The organism is Jannaschia formosa (genome assembly GCF_003340555.1).
GTDB lineage: Bacteria > Pseudomonadota > Alphaproteobacteria > Rhodobacterales > Rhodobacteraceae > Jannaschia > Jannaschia formosa.
Window position 1 is genome coordinate 1 of the sequence record NZ_QPLJ01000008.1, and the last position, 15,763, is coordinate 15,763.

Genomic DNA, 15,763 nt, shown 5'->3' on the forward strand with positions numbered 1-15,763 from the left:
ACACCCACTCCGCATCCGACATCAGATCCCGCGCCATCGCATCACTCCGCCCGATCACAGTCGGGCACCGTGAATCACGCCAAGCCAGTCAGGGGAAGGGTTTTGTCAACACCGCCTAGGCTCCAGACCCATTAGCCGCCTAGCCTCTTCAGCCTGTTCATGATTGATGGCGGCCATTCTGGAGGAGGGTGGCCATGTCCGAGAACCTGTTCTGGCTGAGCGAGGCGCAGATGGAGCGGCTGCGGCCGCATCTGCCCGACAAGGTCCGCGGGGTGCCGCGGGTGGACGACCGGCGGGTGATCTCCGGCATCGTCCACGTGCTGCGGTCGGGGTGCCGGTGGGCGGACGCGCCGGCGGCATACGGGCCGCGCAAGACCCTCTACAACCGGTGGCGCCGGTGGGCGGAGAAGGGCCATTGGGTGCGCATCTTCGAGGCCTTGGCCGATGCGGGCGGTCCACCCGCGCAGGTGCTCATCGACAGTTCCGCCGTCTCCGCCCACCGCTCGGCCAGCGGGGGAAAAGGGGGGAGGTCGCGCAGGGGATCGGGCGCTCGCGCGGGGGGCGCACGACCAAGCTCCACGCACTCGCGGACCGATGGTGCCGCCCCGTCCGGCTGATGCTCACGGGCGGCAACGTCGCCGACTGCATCGCCGCCAAGACGCTGTTGCAACGCCTCCCGCCTTACGTGCTCGTGGTGACCGGGGACAAGGGCTACGACAGCACCGCCGTGCGTGACCAGATGAAGAGGCTCGGGGCTTTCCCCAACATCCCGCCGAGGCGCAACCGCAAGCGCCGCATCTTCTGGTGCCGGAACTTCTACCGCGACCGCAACGCCATCGAGCGCATGTTCGGACGGCGCAAGGACTTCCGCCGCATCGCCACCCGCTACGACCGCAGAGCCGACGTCTTCCTCTCCGCCGTCGCCCTCGCCGCAATCGTCACCTACTGGCTAGGAGTCCGGAGCCTAGGGCGTCTACCCGAAGGCGAATGGGCCAATGCGTAGCCCGACGCCCCTTACCTCAAGGTCCGCACAAGGGAACAGATCGTCTGCACTGTTACCATGTTCGTGGTGGCCGTGAGCACTGGCGGCCCCCGCAGAAGCGTCGGCCTGCACGCCGGCCCCTCCAAGGTCGAACCGATCTGGACGGATGGCCTTCGCAGCTTGGTCAAGCGCTATCTGTCCGGCAATTCGTTGGCAATCTCCGACGCCCACGACGGCCTGAACTCCGCCATCACGCCGACAATGGCCTGGGCCGCGTCTCGAACATGGCCATCTCCTCTCCTGAACGGCCCCCGCGAGTCACGAACACCCTGATGACGCTTCACCACGACAGTGTCCGGGGCCTCATGGATGCTGACCTGCTGCCGTGGAGGCGCTTCGGGTAACAAGCGTTCGGACGTCCACCTCTGGCCGACCTTAGGGCAGAGCTTGAATCCTCTGTAGCCCGAAAACAGCACTAGAAGATCTTGACAGAGACCTCTGGTCTTGTAGGTCTCGCTGTAGACCGCTTTACAGAGACTTGAGCTATGCGCATATCCGAGCTTTCTGTGGTGCACTCTGGCTACACGGCCCGAAGCAGGCTCGATCCGGTGCCGGAGGGCGGCGTGCCGGCCCTTCAGCTGCGTGACATCGGGACTGACGGCGAGACGCCGGGCCCGGACTTCCAGAGGTACGATCTGGGCAAGCTGTCCGACCGATACTTCGTCCGCGGCGGCGAGGTGGTGTTTCGCTCGCGCGGGGAGCCGAACGCCGCGGCGGCCATTCGCGATCCGCTACCGGAGCCCGTCGTGGTCATCGTCCCATTGGTTGTTGTTCGCCCCGACAGGGACCGCGTTCTCCCGGAGTACCTGGCTTGGGCCATCAACCAGCCCGACGCGCAGCGCAGGCTCGGCGCGGAGGCACAGGGCACAAGCCTCAGGATGATCCCGATGGCGGTCCTCGAGAACCTCGAGATCGCCGTGCCCGACCTGCCGACGCAGAAACGCATCGTCGAACTCGATGTCCTCGCCCGGCAGGAAGGGCAGCTGCTCCGTCAACTCGCCGCTCGCAGGGAAACACTCGTAAGCGCCATTCTCGGCGAGGCCGCAAAGGCAGCCGACAAGAAGGAAATTGCCCGATGACCGATCAGATTACCCAACAGCAGATCAACCAGACCGCTTGGGCGGCCTGCGACACCTTCCGGGGCGCCGTCGATGCTGGCCAGTACAAGGACTACATCCTCGTGATGTTGTTCCTGAAGTACATTTCGGACCTCTGGAACGACCATGTCGAAACCTACCGCAAGCAGTACGGCGACGATGAGGCTCGCATTCGTCGGCGCCTCGAACGCGAGCGTTTTATCCTGCCCGAGGGCGCCAGCTTCTACGACCTCTACGCCCAGCGGAACGAGGCCAACGTTGGCGAGTTGATCAACATCGCGCTCGAGAAGATCGAGGACGCCAACCGGGCCAAGCTCGAGGGCGTCTTCCGCAATATCGACTTCAACTCCGAGGCCAATCTCGGCCGCCCGAAGGACCGCAACCGCCGCCTCAAGAACATGCTTGAGGACTTCGCCAAGCCCGCGCTCGACCTGCGGCCTTCGCGGGTGACCGAGGACATCATCGGCGAGTGCTACATCTACCTGATCTCGCGCTTCGCCTCGGACGCCGGGAAGAAGGCGGGCGAGTTCTACACGCCGACAGCCGTCTCGCGTCTGCTGGCCAAGCTGGCGGCGCCTCAGCCCGGCAACACGATCTGCGATCCCGCCTGCGGCTCCGGCTCGCTGCTGATCCAGGCCTCGCAGGAGGTCGGGTCGGAGAACTTCGCCCTCTACGGGCAGGAGGTGAACGGCGCGACCTGGGCGCTGGCCCGCATGAACATGTTCCTGCACGCCAAGGACGCCGCCCGCATCGAATGGTGCGACACGCTCAACAGCCCGGCGCTGGTCGAGGGCGACCACCTGATGCGCTTCGACGTGGTGCTCGCCAATCCGCCGTTCTCGCTCGACAAGTGGGGCGCGGAGGATGCGGACAGCGACCAGTACAAACGCTTCTGGCGCGGCGTGCCGCCCAAGTCCAAGGGTGACTACGCCTTCATCACCCACATGATCGAGATCGCCAAGCGGCAGTCCGGTCGCGTCGCGGTGATCGTTTCGCACGGCGTTCTGTTCCGGGGCGGGGCCGAGGGGCGCATCCGCCAGCAGCTGATCGAGGAGAACCTGCTCGATGCCGTCGTCGGTCTGCCCGCCAACCTGTTCACGACCACGGGTATCCCGGTCGCCATCCTGGTCTTCGACCGCTCGCGCGAGGAAGGTGGAGCGAACGTGGATCGGCGCGACGTGCTGTTCATCGACGCCAGCAAGGAATTCACGCCGGGCAAGACTCAGAACGTGATGGATGAGGCGCATGTGGCGAAGGTGCTGGAGACCTACGCCACCCGCGCCGAGGTCGAGCGCTATTCGCATCGGGCCAGCCCCGAGGAGATCGCCGGGAACGGCTACAACCTGAACATCCCCCGCTACGTCGACACCTTCGAGCCGGAGGAAGAGATCGACGTGGCCGCCGTGCAGAAGGACATCGTTAGGATCGAGGCGGAGCTGGCCGAGGTGCGGGCGAAGATGGCCGGGTATCTGAAGGAGCTCGGCGTTGATGCGTGATGGGTGGCCGAAAATCCATTTGGAAAAGGCGATAGGTTCCAAAGGGCGCGTAATAGGCGGCCCATTCGGCTCCGATCTTACCCAAAGTGACTACACTGATAGCGGTGTCCCAGTTATCAGAGTTACGAACCAAGTCGATTCAATGGTAGCCGGCGATTTCGTGTTTGTTTCTAATGAGAAGGCCAAGCGACTTAAGAACAACATCGCGAAGCCCGGGGACATTGTCGTCGTACAGCGGGGCAGTACATACGGCAAAGTTTCGCGCATCCCGACCGACGCGGAGTACAGCGAATACGTTGTTTGCCAAAGCCAAATGGCCGTTTCGGTCGATGAAGAGGCGATGTCGGCCGAGTATGTCTTCCAGGCTCTTCGGTCGCCGATTTTCAGCCGGTATGTTGAAAGTGAAGTCATTCAAACTGGTCAACCGCACATCAATCTTGGGATCCTCAAGAGGGCTTCGATCCCTCTTCCCCCGCTCCCCGAACAGCGCAAGATCGCCGAAATCCTGCGGACCTGGGACGAGGCGCTCGAAAAGCTCACCGCCCTCCGCGCGGCGAAGCTCAAGCGGCACCGCGGGCTCACGATGGCGCTCGTCTTCGGCGGATGGCAGCTTGAACGCTTCCGCAAGACCAGTGAGGTCACGCCCTATAGGTGGTTTGAACTCCCCGGCTCCTGGAACTGCCAGCATATCGGCGATCTGGCCACAGAAATTTCGGAACGGAACGGCGAAGGGGACCAGCACGAAGTCCTCTCGTGCTCGAAGCACGACGGGTTCGTGCGGTCGCTGGAGTACTTCAAGAAACAGGTCTTCAGCGCCGACCTGACTGGCTACAAGAAGATCTGGCGCGGCGATTTCGGCTTCCCAAGCAACCATGTCGAGGAAGGCTCCATCGGCCTCCAGAACCTAACCGACATCGGCGTCGTAAGCCCCATCTACACCGTCTTCCGCTTCGACCCGGACCAGGTGAACGCCGAATACGCCTTTGCGGTTCTGAAAACCGAACTCTACCGGCACATCTTCGAGGTAAGCACCAGTGCCTCGGTGGACCGGCGCGGTAGCCTCCGCTGGAGTGAGTTCTCCCGCCTCCCATTCCCGGTCCCGTCGCTGGATGAGCAGGAGGCCATCGCCGATGTCCTTAGGACGTCGCTGCACGAAGTGGATGCCCTCACCGACGAGATCGAATCCGTCTCCCGGCAGAAACGCGGCCTCATGCAGAAGTTGCTGACGGGCGAATGGCGCGTGAAGCTGGAGGCGCCTGTTGCCTGACTTCTCGGACTTCATCGTCTATGCCGACGAGAGCGGCGATCACGGGATGGTCAATATCGACCCGCAATACCCAATGTTCGCCCTGACGTTCTGCGTCATGCGCAAGGATGCCTACACGGCAGAAATCGTTCCCGCGATGCAGGGCCTGAAGTTCGGCATCTGGGGTCATGATACGGTCGTGCTGCACGAGCATGAAATCCGCAAGAGCCTCGGCCCCTTCGGCGTGTTGCGCACCGACCGCGCCTTGCGGACACGTTTCATGGATGAGTTGAACGCGCTGATCGAGACAGCGCCGATGACGATCTACGCCTCGGTCATCCACAAGGAGAAGCACCGGGCAAAATACGCGAACCCCTGGAACCCCTACGAGATCGCCCTGCATTTCTGCATGGAGCGGCTGCACATGATGCTGACGGCGGAAAAGCAGCACGGGAAGACCGTGCACGTCGTCTTCGAGAGCCGGGGCGCCAGGGAAGATGCAGAGCTTGAGCTGGAGTTCCGCCGCATCGCGGGCAACGACAGCCACTGGGGTTACCGCCGGCACGACTTCAGCCGCTTCGACTTTCAGCCGGTGTTCATCCCGAAGGCTGCGAACGCTTCCGGTTTGCAGCTGGCCGACCTGACGGCCCGGCCCATCGCGCTGTCACAGCTTCGCCCCGACCAGCCGAACCGCGCGTTCGAGATCATCCAGACCAAGCTGGGAGGGCTCAAATGCTTCCCCTAAACGCTTGTGAGGCCGGGAAAAACAAAGGGGCCCCGGAAGCTCCAGGACCCCTTTGTCGACCGGGAAATGCCCAATCCTTTGATCCGGATATAGCCACAGAGCCCTTTGACCGCAAGTTAATCCGGGCCCGGGAGTGCCGCCCATGACCTTCGACGCCGCCGAGAAACACCAGTCTCAGGTCCCAGCGCTTCAGCTGCTCGTGGCGCTTGGGTTTACCCCGCTCTCGCAGGAGGAAGCCCTGCGCCTGCGCGGCGGGCGCCTGCGGAACGTGGTGCTGGATGATATCCTTGCCGAGCAGCTGATGCGTATCAACCGCTTTGCCCATCGGGGTCGCGAGTATGCCTTTGACCTCGAGGACGCGCACGAGGCGATGCGGCGGCTGAAGCCCACGCCCGACCGCCTGAAAGGCCTCCGCGGCACGAACCAGGACATCTACGACACGCTCGTCCTTGGCACGACGATCACGAAGTCCATCGACGGCGACTCGAAGAGCTACTCATTCCGGTACATCGATTGGGAGAGGCCGGAGAACAACGTCTTCCACGTCACTGCCGAGTTCTCGGTCGAGAGGACCGCGTCGAGCCAGACCAAGCGCTGCGACATCGTCGCCTTCGTGAACGGCATCCCAATCCTCGTAATCGAGAGCAAGCGGCCGACCGAAAGCCTGAAGAAGGCGGACAGCCAGCTGATCGGCTACCAGAACGAGGACAACATCCCGCAACTCTTCCACTTCGCCCAGCTGCTGATCGGCATCAACCGCAACGAGGCGCGCTATGCGACGGTCGGGACGCCGCGGAAGTTCTGGCAGACCTGGCGCGACGAGGAAGACACCGAGGAGGCCATCGCGCCCTTCGCGAACCGCGTGCTCACCGCGGCGGAGAAGGACGCCATCTTCTCCGGCGACTTCTCAAGTGCACGCGCCTATTTCGACGCGATGGCCGCCGAGGGCGAGCGCGCCGTCACGGCTCAGGACCGGACGGTATACGCGCTGTGTCGCCCCGAGCGGCTGATCGATCTCATCCGCCGCTTCACAGTGTTCGATGGCGGCGTCCGCAAGGTTGCGCGCCATCAGCAGTTCTTCGGGATCCGTCGCGCCATCGAGACGGTCAAGCAACACGATGTCGGCGGCGTTCGCAAGGGCGGCGTGATCTGGCACACGCAGGGCTCGGGCAAGTCGCTGACGATGGTCATGCTGGGGCGTTCGCTTGCTCTCGAGCGCAGCATCGAGAACCCGCGGATCGTCATCGTCACGGACCGCGACGATCTCGACAAGCAGATCAGGGACACCTTCAAGTCCTGCGACCTCGAGCCGGTCCGCGCGACGAGCGGGGCGCACCTTCTGGAGCTCGTCCACAACAAGGCTCCGCTGGTCACCACGATCATCAACAAGTTCGATACGGCGCTGAAGAACAGCAAGCTCGCGGACGACGATCCGAACATCTTCGTGCTGGTGGACGAGAGCCACAGGACGCAGACGGGGCGCTACGGCGGCCACAGCCAGTTCGCTGCCAAGATGCGGCGCCTCCTCCCGAAAGCTTGCTATCTCGGCTTCACCGGGACGCCCCTCCTTAAGAAGGAGAAGAACACCCTTTCGACGTTCGGGCGGTTGATCCATCGCTACGCCATTGACGAGGCGGTCGCCGACGGCGCCGTCGTGCCGCTGCTCTACGAAGGACGGCTTGTCGAGCAGCAGGTCTCGGGCGCCGTCATCGACCGATGGTTCGACAAGATCAGCGAAGGGCTAACCGAGAACCAGAAACGTGATCTGAAGCGGAAGTTCTCCCGGATGGACGCTCTGGCCAAGACCGACCAGGCCATCCGAGCCAAGGCGTTCGATATCTCGGAGCACTATCGCCAGCACTGGCAGGGGACCGGCTTCAAAGCGCAGCTCGTTGCCCCGTCGAAAGCGGCGGCCGTCCGCTTTAAGGAGGTCCTCGAGGAAATCGGCCACGTCTCGAGCGCGATCATCATCTCTCCGCCGGACGAGAACGAGGGCAACGAGGAGGTCGACCAAGAGTCCAAGGACTTCGTGCGCCGATTCTGGTCGAAGATGATGGCGCTGTACAAGACCGAGGAGGAGTACAATCGCCAGATCATCGATGCCTTCAAGGGCTCTGGCGACCCGGAAATTCTGATTGTCGTCTCCAAACTCCTCACCGGCTTCGACGCGCCGCGGAACACGGTGCTTTACGTCTGCAAGTCCCTGAAGGAGCACAACCTCCTGCAGGCGATTGCGCGCGTGAACCGGCTCTACGAGGACGGCGGCACAGAGAAGCAGTTCGGCTTCATCGTCGACTATGAGGGGCTGCTCGGCGAGTTGGACAGTGCCCTATCAACCTACGGCGCCTTCGAGGGTTACGAGGCCGGAGACCTCGCCGAGACAGTGCATGACGTCCGGGAGGAGATCCGCAGGCTGCCCCAGCTACACGACCAGCTCTGGGACCTCTTCAAGCCGGTCAGGAACAAGAAGGACATGGAGCAGTTCGAACAGCACCTCGCCGACGAGGCGCTGCGCCATGAGTTCTACGGGCGCCTCAAGGCCTTCAGCCGGTGCCTGCACATCTCGCTCTCGTCGGACAAGCTGTTCGATGTCTTCGAGGAGGCCAAGGTAGATGCCCTGAAGCGGGACTGGAAGCAGTTTTCGGAACTTAAGCGCTCTGTCCAGCTCCGCTACCAGGAGACGGTCGACGTCCGTGAGTTCGAGCCGAAAATCCAGAAGCTGCTTGATGACCACGTCGTGGCGATGCCGGCGGAGACCATCATCGAGGTGGTGAACATCAACGATCCCGACGCGCTGAAGGCCGTCGTCGAGGAGACGGGAGTTTCCGAAGCCTCGAGGGCGGACCGCATCGCCAGCGCCACCCGGCGGGCAATCACCGAGAAAATGGACGAGGACCCGACGTTCTACAAACAGTTCTCCGAGCTGCTCAAAGAGACCATCCGCGCCTATCGCGACAAGCGGCTGTCCGAGCGCGAGTACCTGAACAGCGTCATGGACCTCGCGACCAAGGTGGCACGCAAGGATCGGGGCAGGGATGTTCCAGGAAGCATTCGGGGCGACGAGGATGCGCAGGCGTTCTTCGGCGTCTTGGACGGCCAACTCAAGACCGAGGGCGATCAGCCGGTAGCCGGCGACGAAGCCGCGTCCATCGCCCTAGAGATCATCGACATCATCAAGTCGCACCTGATCGTCGACATCTGGTTGAACGAAGTGGCACAGAACAATTTGCACAACGCCATCGATGACTACTTCTTCGACGTTCTGCGTGACGAGAGGGGAGTCGACCTCCCCGTGGATGTGCTCGACGATCTCGAACTCAAAATCATGGATCTTGCCCGGGCCCGGTTCGCGGCATGACGCGGGGGCCGCATTGCCTGCAGTACGGCGCGCAGGAGATCCAATACGAGATTGTCCGCCGCCCGAGGACGACACTGGAGATCGCCGTGGAGCCGGATGCGTCGGTGGTGATCAGAGCCCCGGAGGACGCGACGCTCGATGCCATCGAGGCCAAGCTGCGGAAGCGCGCGGCATGGGTAACTAGGCAGCAGCGGTACTTCGCCCAGTTCCTTCCAAGAACACCGGAGCGCAGGTTCGTCGCCGGGGAGACCCATCTTTACCTCGGGCGCCAATATCGGCTGAAGGTCGTCCCGCAGGTCCAGGAAGGCGTGAAGCTGATCCGCGGCTTTATCGTCGTGCAGACGCACCGGCCGACTAGGCCGGAGGTAACGCGCGAACTGGTCGAGGCATGGTACCGGGACCGGGCCCACATCAAGTTTCCGGAGCGGGTCGAACTGTGTCTCGGTCTCTTCCCGGATCCCGAGGCATTTCGGCCGAAAGGCCTCATCGTACGCCAGACCCGGCAGCGATGGGGGTCCATGTCGCCAGCCGGACGCCTGCTGCTGAACCGCCGCCTTGTGCAGGCGCCGGTCAACGCCATAGATTACGTGATCACCCACGAGCTCTGCCATATTGCCGAGCCACATCACGGCGCGGCTTTCTTCAAGCTCCTCGACAAGGTGATGCCAGACTGGGAGCGCCGGAAGCAGAGGCTGGAACGGGCGATGGCCTGACCAGATTGGACCGGTGGTGAGGACCCTGCAGTAGAACGACGTGCAAAGCCGGCCGCTGGCTGCAGCACCCCTCCACAGTCGACTGCAGCATCGCTCAGGCTAGCCACACTTCGGCTTCGGCGGCTCCTGGGGCAACAGCGGCTCGACCACCGCCCACATCCCATCGGACACAAGCTCATGTATCACGATCAATCCACAATACGCGGATCGGTGTCCTTAGGCGCTCATAGGCCCTAGGAGCCCACCTGACGTGGGGCAGGCTCGCGATTGCTACCGCCAAGACGCAACGCCAAGCCGTGGCGGAAGGAAAGTCCGGGTCCGGCAGGGCGGCACCGCGTCCCATCGCGTTGTCATGCACTTGTATCAGACGACTTGGCTTCGGTGGAGCGGTCACTACCGCCGCGGCTGCGTTGAGGCAAAGATGAACTGAATGACGTAGCAGGGTCAGAAGCTCGCCGTCCAAACCTTTAACTGTCGAAGCGCCGGGCCATAGGTCCGCATCGCCAACCTCTCACCCAGCCCATCGGATGATCCTAACGGCTGAAAGGGGAGTGCGGTCGTCCAATCTCTTGATAACAAAGCTGCTAGCGAGGCCACGCGCCGAGAACCAAAGGGCTTGGGGGGAGAAATCAGCAGGAGGAAACCGCGTGCCGATTACGTCTCAAATGTTGGGTGAACTTACTCGTTCGCCCGCGACTTTGACACGCGCTGGACCCATTCGTCCATGGTGTGGCCCGTCTGTTTGTGGACCTCCGCCGCAGTCAGTCGCTTAGAGATCGTACGAAGCTCTTCGATCCCCAGCAACGACTCTGGAGAAGGGATATCACAGAACGCACCGACATGGTCGTCGGTCCCATCTTCTAGGAGGTAGTCCGCACCTTGGGTACTCAATTCCGTGCCGTCTGCGTCGAGGTGGAAAGACACTGTCTCGGAATTAAGGACACGTGCGATGGTAAGAGCTTGGCGGGCTTGGTGGGGTGTTGCCATGAGGATCTTCGTGATCTGGACGAAGACGTAATCGTCGTTTGCCATCTTATGACATCCTGATGTCGGTGGGTTGTTGGTCGCCGGCCACGTGTCCGGCAATGAGGCGGAATCACAGGTGACGTTGTCGTGCAGGTCGGTTGTCCGGTGCTTCTTCCGGAAGGTTGGGCCTGCACCTCGGTCACACCAATACGTGTAGCTCGGCGCTCGAAACCAGTTCTCCGGTTCTATGCCTGTTCTGGGCTTGTCCTGATATAAAATCGGACCTAAAGGGCTGATATGGCTGCATATTTTCCCGGATTTGCAATCCGCTGCGTAACCACTCCGCCAACTCGCCGCAGGCCTTGATCGTCTAGGGCCTGCGCGCGGAGGGCGCAAGACCCCTGTCGCGCGCGTCAGGTCGCTGATGGGCAGCAGGGGGAGCCGTTCGTGCGCGCGGAGCATGGACGGCGGCGGCCTGGGGCCGTAGCGTCCGGTCATGGCAGTTCCCGATCGCGACCCCCGCATGTCTTTCCTCCCGTCGTGCGCCCGCTGATGCGCCCGCTCGACGGCATTACCGTGCTCGCGCTGGAACATGCGGTCGCGGCGCCCTACTGCACGCGCCAGCTCGCTGACCGGGGCGCCCGTGTCATCAAGCTGGAGCGGTCCGGCTCGGGCGATTTCGCGCGGGGCTACGACAGCCGGGCGCGCGGGTTGAGCAGCCATTTCGTCTGGATCAACCGCGGCAAGGAGAGCCTTGCGCTGGACCTCAAGCATCCTGAGGCCGGGCCGATCCTCGCCGCGCTCGCGGAGAAAGCGGACGTGGTCGTCCAGAATCTCGCCCCCGGTGCCGCCGCTCGGCTGGGGTTGGGATGGGAGGCGCTGCATGCGCGCCATCCCGGGCTGATCCTCTGTGACATCTCGGGCTACGGGCCGGGCAGCGACCGCAAGGCCTATGACCTGCTGGTGCAGGCCGAGGCGGGGCTGCTGTCGATCACCGGCACGCCGGACGCCCCCGTCAAGGCGGGGATCTCGATCGCCGACATCGCGGCGGGCACCTTCGCCCTGACCGGCATCCTGACCGCGCTGATCCGGCGGGGCCGGACCGGGGAGGGCAGCCACGTGGAGATCTCGATGCTGCACGCGCTGGCCGAGTGGATGGGTTACCCGATGTACTACGCGATGGACGGCGCGCCGCCGCCGCCCCGGGCGGGCGCGGCCCATGCGACGATCTTCCCCTACGGGCCGTTCCGGGCCGCCGATGGCGAGGTGATCCTCGGGCTTCAGAACGACCGCGAATGGCGCGCCTTCTGTGCGGGCGTGCTGCGTGCGCCGGATCTGGCGGAGGATCCGCGCTACCGCGACAACGCTGCCCGCGCCGCCAATGCCGATGTGCTGAGGGCCGAGATCGAGGGCGTCTTCGCCGACCTCACCTGCGACGAGGCGATGGCGCGGCTGGACGCGGCGGGGATCGGGAATGCGCGGCTCAACGACATGGCTGCGCTCTGGGCGCATCCGGCGCTGGCCGGCCGCTGGGGCGAGATCGACAGCCCCGCCGGGCCCCTGCCGGCGCTGCGCCCGCCCGACGCGCAGGAGGCGGAGTTCGGGCCGATCCCGGCGCTGGGCCAGCATTCCCGGGCGATCCTGAAGGACCTGGACGTGCCCGACGAGCGGATCGAGGCCCTCGCGCGGCAGGGCGCGCTGACGCTTGGGGCCGGCTGACGGGGCCTACAGGTCAGATCAGGCTCGCCAGCGCCAGCCCCACCACCACAAGCATCGACGCGGCCATCGCGACGTTGATCGCGCGCTGCGTCCGCTCCGGCAGGTCGAGCGTGCGCAGCCAGACCCCCGCGCCGAGCCAGGCGAAATGCAGCGGCAGCCAGATCGCGTTCATGATCAGCAGCTTGGCCAACGGGTCGGCGACCGGGCCGAGCCCGAGGGCGAAGCCCGAGAACATCACCGTGTTCACGGCATAGGCCTTCGGGTTCACCGCCTGCAGCGCCAGCCCGTCGCGGATCCCCGGCCGGTGCTGTGCCTCGATGAAGGCGACGCGGCTGCCCGCCGTGGCGATGCGGAAGGCGAGATAGAGCAGATAGCCGGTGGACACGACGAACAGCACCGTCCGGATGCGCGGATCGGCCAGCACGACGGCGGCCACGCCCGAGATGACGGCCAGGGCGACGATGTTGGTGCCGATGAACAGCCCCATGACATAGCGTACGCCGGCGCGGCCTCCGAAGGCCGCGCCCACGCCCGCCGTGGACAGGACGCCCGGTCCCGGCGTGACGATCAGGAAGAAGACGGCGGCGGCGAAGGTCAGCATCAGCGCTCCCTCCACCAGATGACGAGGCCCGCCACCGCGATGATCGCGGCGCCCAGGACGGTCATCGCGTCAGGCACTGTCCCGAAGACCAGCAACCCGGCGATGGTGAGGTAGATCAGGAAGGAATAGCTGAACGGCATCAGCACGCTGGCCGGCGCAAACCCGTGAGCGGCGCTGAAGAAGTGGTGCCCCGCCCAGGCGAAGACCCCGACCCCGAACATCAGCCCCCAGCCGATCGCGGTGGCCGGCGGCTCCCAGACGAACCAGGCGGCGGGGGCGAGCGCGACTGTCCCGACCAGCCCGGCATAGAGCTGCATCGTCCGTGGCGCTGCGACCCCCGCCAGCCGCCGCGTCAGGATCGAGAACAGCGCCAGCGCCGTGGCCGCCGTCAGCGAGGCCAGCGCCGCCCAGTGAAATTCCGCCCCCCAGGGCCGCATCACGACCAGCACGCCGGCGAAGCCCAGCAGGATCGCGCCCCAGCGCCAGGGGCCGACCCGCTCGCCCAGCAGGGGGACCGAGAGGGCGCAGACGATGATCGGAGAGGAGAACATGATCGCCGCGATCATCGTCAGGTCGAGATAGCCGAGCGCGACGAAGTTCGCGACCGTCGAGACCATCAGCAGCCCGCCGCGAAGCAGCATCACCGCCGCCTGGCGCGGGGGCGCGGTGAAGCCGGAATGATCCTTCCCGAGCATCGGGCCGGTGGACAGGACGAGGTGGACGGCGAAGCGCATGAAGGCCAGCTGCAGCGCGGGAAGCCCCGCCGCGGCGAGCCATTTAACCGAGGTGTCGGTGAAGGAGAACAGAAGATAGGCCAGCAGCATCAGGACGATGCCACGCCCGGCATTGTCGACGCGCGCGACGGCGAGATGGCTGACGGGAACGGGGGACGGCATCGGCGGCTACGCCGACCTTGGGCCGGGTGCGGAGAACTGCGGGCGGGCAGATCCCCGGACCGGACCCGAGGGTACTGGCTCGGCGGGGCTGACGCTTAGCCCGCTCATCTGCCGTAGCGTGCGGCGTAGAAGTCGACCATCGTCGGCACGAGATCGTCGCCGCGCCCGTCCTCGATGGCGGCCTTGAGGCCCTTGTCGGCGCAGGCTGACATCATCGACTCGACCCCCAGCCCCTCGGCCATGGCGCGGTAATAGCCGACATCCTTGGAGGCGTTGCGGATCGTGAAGGCCAGCTTCTGCGCGTCGCCGTCGACGGCATAGGCCTTCACGAACTCCATCATCCCGGACTTGAGCGGTCCCGCCGACATCACGTCGAACAGGGCCTGCCGCTCGATTCCGGCGCGGTCGGCCATGGCGAAGGCCTCGGACATCGCGTTGGCCGTCGTCATCGCGAAGAAGTTGTTGATCAGCTTGATCGTGTGACCGTTGCCCAGCTTGCCCAGGTGGAAGACGTTCTCGCCCTGATCCGCAAGCACCGGTTTCACCTTCTCGTAGGCGGCCACGTCGCCCGCGCACATGATGTTGAGCATCCCCTCGCGCCCGTGGCTGGGCGTCCGGCCCAGCGGCGCATCCAGATAGGCGGCGCCTGCCGCTGCGACCTCTTCGCCCAACGCCACCGTCGAGCCGGGCAGGGAGGTGCCGAAGTCGATGACAACCGCCCCCTCGCGCAGCCCGGCGATCACGCCGTCGGGTCCGCGCATCCGGCTTTCGACATGCTCCGAGGTGCCCATGCAGAGCATCACGATATCCGAGGCTTCGGCCAGATCGCGCGCCGTCGCGGCTTCGGTCGCGCCGCGCGCCGTCGCCGCCTCGACGCCGCTGCGGTCGCGGTTGCCGAGCACGGTGAGCGCATAGCCCTTGTCGAGCAGGTTCTGCACCATCGCCGAGCCCATAAGGCCCAGGCCGATGAAACCGATCGCGGGTTTGGTCATGTCTCAGCTCTCCACTTGCTCGAAGGCCCGTGCCTTCAGGCCCTTCTGGATTTCGTAGATCGTCTTGCCGATGGGCGGCGCGGGCAGGGGGATGCGCACGGGGATCTCCGCCAGCCGGGGCTGGCGCGACGTGCCGCAGAGCATCCGGCTGTCGTAGTCCTCGAGGGACGAGAACTTCGTCAGGGAACCCATGATCGGCCAGGCATCCGCCGCCATCATCTCGTAGAACAGGATTCGCCGCGCCTTGGTCGAGCGGTTGACGGCTGAGCCGTGGACGATCCGCCCGTGATGGATCGAGACCGACCCGGCGGGCCCCGTCAGCGGCACCGCGCCGGAGATGTCGTAGCCGTCGCGGGCGAGGTCCATCGCGCCGACGAAGTGCCCGTCGGCGTGGTGGTCGTGGATCGGACCCTTGTGAGAGCCGGGGAAGACCATCAGCGGTCCGTTCTCCATCCCCATGTCGTCGAGAAGGACGCCGACGGCCAGCACGTCGTCGTTGGTATGCGGGTAGAAGGCGAAATCCTGGTGCCACTCGACGGCGGCGCCGTGCCCGGCCTCCTTCATGTTGAGCTTCGTCGTGTGCAGGCGCAGGTCCGGCCCGATCAGGTCGCGCACCGGGGCGAGGATCGTGTCGGAGCGCATCAACTCGGCCATGACCTTCGAATGGGTATGCGGCAGCTTGATCCGCCGCACGCGCGGCGCATCCGGGCGGTGGCTGTCCTCGAGGTCGAGCTCGTCCGTGCCCTCGGCCAGCCCGCGCGCCTTCTCGACGTAGCGGTCGACCTCGGCATGGAGTGCGGCGAGTTCGGCTTGAGACAGGCGACCTTCCAGGACGACATAGCCGTCGGTCTCGTAGGCGCGTCTCTGGGCAGCGGTCAGGACTTCCATGGGC

12 protein-coding genes and 2 pseudogenes are annotated in these 15,763 nt (G+C 64.8%); 9 read left to right on the plus strand and 5 right to left on the minus strand.

What is annotated here, in order from left to right:
- The first annotated feature begins 194 nt into the window (after positions 1–194).
- The 8 genes and pseudogenes from DR046_RS10280 to DR046_RS10315 all read left to right on the plus strand — a co-directional run bounded on the left by DR046_RS10280 (position 195) and on the right by DR046_RS10315 (position 9,697).
- Positions 195–1,003 (plus strand): annotated as a pseudogene (locus DR046_RS10280) (IS5 family transposase).
- Between the two features lie 15 nt (positions 1,004–1,018).
- Positions 1,019–1,315, plus strand: a pseudogene (locus DR046_RS24840) (transposase); the annotation flags it as partial.
- Positions 1,316–1,527: 212 nt separating this feature from the next.
- Positions 1,528–2,121 carry a restriction endonuclease subunit S domain-containing protein gene (locus DR046_RS10290; protein ID WP_115382302.1) on the plus strand — a complete coding sequence of 198 codons (594 nt, stop codon included), beginning with the start codon at positions 1,528–1,530 and terminating at the stop codon, positions 2,119–2,121.
- A complete protein-coding gene (locus tag DR046_RS10295; protein ID WP_115382303.1) occupies positions 2,118–3,635 on the plus strand; it encodes a type I restriction-modification system subunit M in 1,518 nt (505 codons plus the stop codon). The genes DR046_RS10290 and DR046_RS10295 overlap by 4 nt, the downstream gene beginning before the upstream one ends.
- Positions 3,628–4,902, plus strand: coding sequence for a restriction endonuclease subunit S (locus DR046_RS10300; protein ID WP_115382304.1), 1,275 nt, complete (start codon positions 3,628–3,630; stop codon positions 4,900–4,902). Before DR046_RS10295 ends, DR046_RS10300 begins: the two co-directional genes overlap by 8 nt.
- The gene (locus DR046_RS10305; RefSeq protein WP_115382305.1) at positions 4,895–5,626 is read left to right on the plus strand and encodes a DUF3800 domain-containing protein; all 732 of its coding nucleotides are present in this window, start codon (positions 4,895–4,897) and stop codon (positions 5,624–5,626) included. The genes DR046_RS10300 and DR046_RS10305 overlap by 8 nt, the downstream gene beginning before the upstream one ends.
- A gap of 142 nt (positions 5,627–5,768) precedes the next feature.
- Complete coding sequence (locus DR046_RS10310) at positions 5,769–8,984, plus strand: type I restriction endonuclease subunit R (RefSeq protein ID WP_115382306.1); 3,216 nt, start codon at positions 5,769–5,771, stop codon at positions 8,982–8,984.
- Positions 8,981–9,697, plus strand: coding sequence for a M48 family metallopeptidase (locus DR046_RS10315; protein WP_115382307.1), 717 nt, complete (start codon positions 8,981–8,983; stop codon positions 9,695–9,697). Before DR046_RS10310 ends, DR046_RS10315 begins: the two co-directional genes overlap by 4 nt.
- Before the next feature lie 678 nt (positions 9,698–10,375).
- On the opposite strand, the gene DR046_RS10325 is transcribed toward DR046_RS10315, so the two are convergent.
- Positions 10,376–10,729, minus strand: coding sequence for a hypothetical protein (locus DR046_RS10325; protein WP_115382308.1), 354 nt, complete (start codon positions 10,727–10,729; stop codon positions 10,376–10,378).
- A 474-nt stretch (positions 10,730–11,203) separates the two neighbouring features.
- Here DR046_RS10325 and DR046_RS10330 point away from each other — a divergent pair, with 474 nt between their 5' ends.
- Positions 11,204–12,382 carry a CaiB/BaiF CoA transferase family protein gene (locus DR046_RS10330; RefSeq protein ID WP_245190900.1) on the plus strand — a complete coding sequence of 393 codons (1,179 nt, stop codon included), beginning with the start codon at positions 11,204–11,206 and terminating at the stop codon, positions 12,380–12,382.
- Between the two features lie 13 nt (positions 12,383–12,395).
- On the opposite strand, the gene DR046_RS10335 is transcribed toward DR046_RS10330, so the two are convergent.
- From DR046_RS10335 to DR046_RS10350, 4 genes are all read right to left on the minus strand, one after another.
- Positions 12,396–12,983, minus strand: coding sequence for a LysE family translocator (locus tag DR046_RS10335; protein WP_115382309.1), 588 nt, complete (start codon positions 12,981–12,983; stop codon positions 12,396–12,398).
- Positions 12,983–13,879, minus strand: coding sequence for a DMT family transporter (locus DR046_RS10340; protein WP_115382310.1), 897 nt, complete (start codon positions 13,877–13,879; stop codon positions 12,983–12,985). Before DR046_RS10340 ends, DR046_RS10335 begins: the two co-directional genes overlap by 1 nt.
- A gap of 104 nt (positions 13,880–13,983) precedes the next feature.
- The gene (locus DR046_RS10345; protein WP_115382311.1) at positions 13,984–14,871 is read right to left on the minus strand and encodes an NAD(P)-dependent oxidoreductase; all 888 of its coding nucleotides are present in this window, start codon (positions 14,869–14,871) and stop codon (positions 13,984–13,986) included.
- A 3-nt stretch (positions 14,872–14,874) separates the two neighbouring features.
- Positions 14,875–15,759: a phytanoyl-CoA dioxygenase family protein gene (locus tag DR046_RS10350; protein ID WP_115382312.1), complete on the minus strand. Its 885-nt coding sequence runs from the start codon at positions 15,757–15,759 to the stop codon at positions 14,875–14,877.
- Positions 15,760–15,763 lie beyond the last annotated feature (4 nt).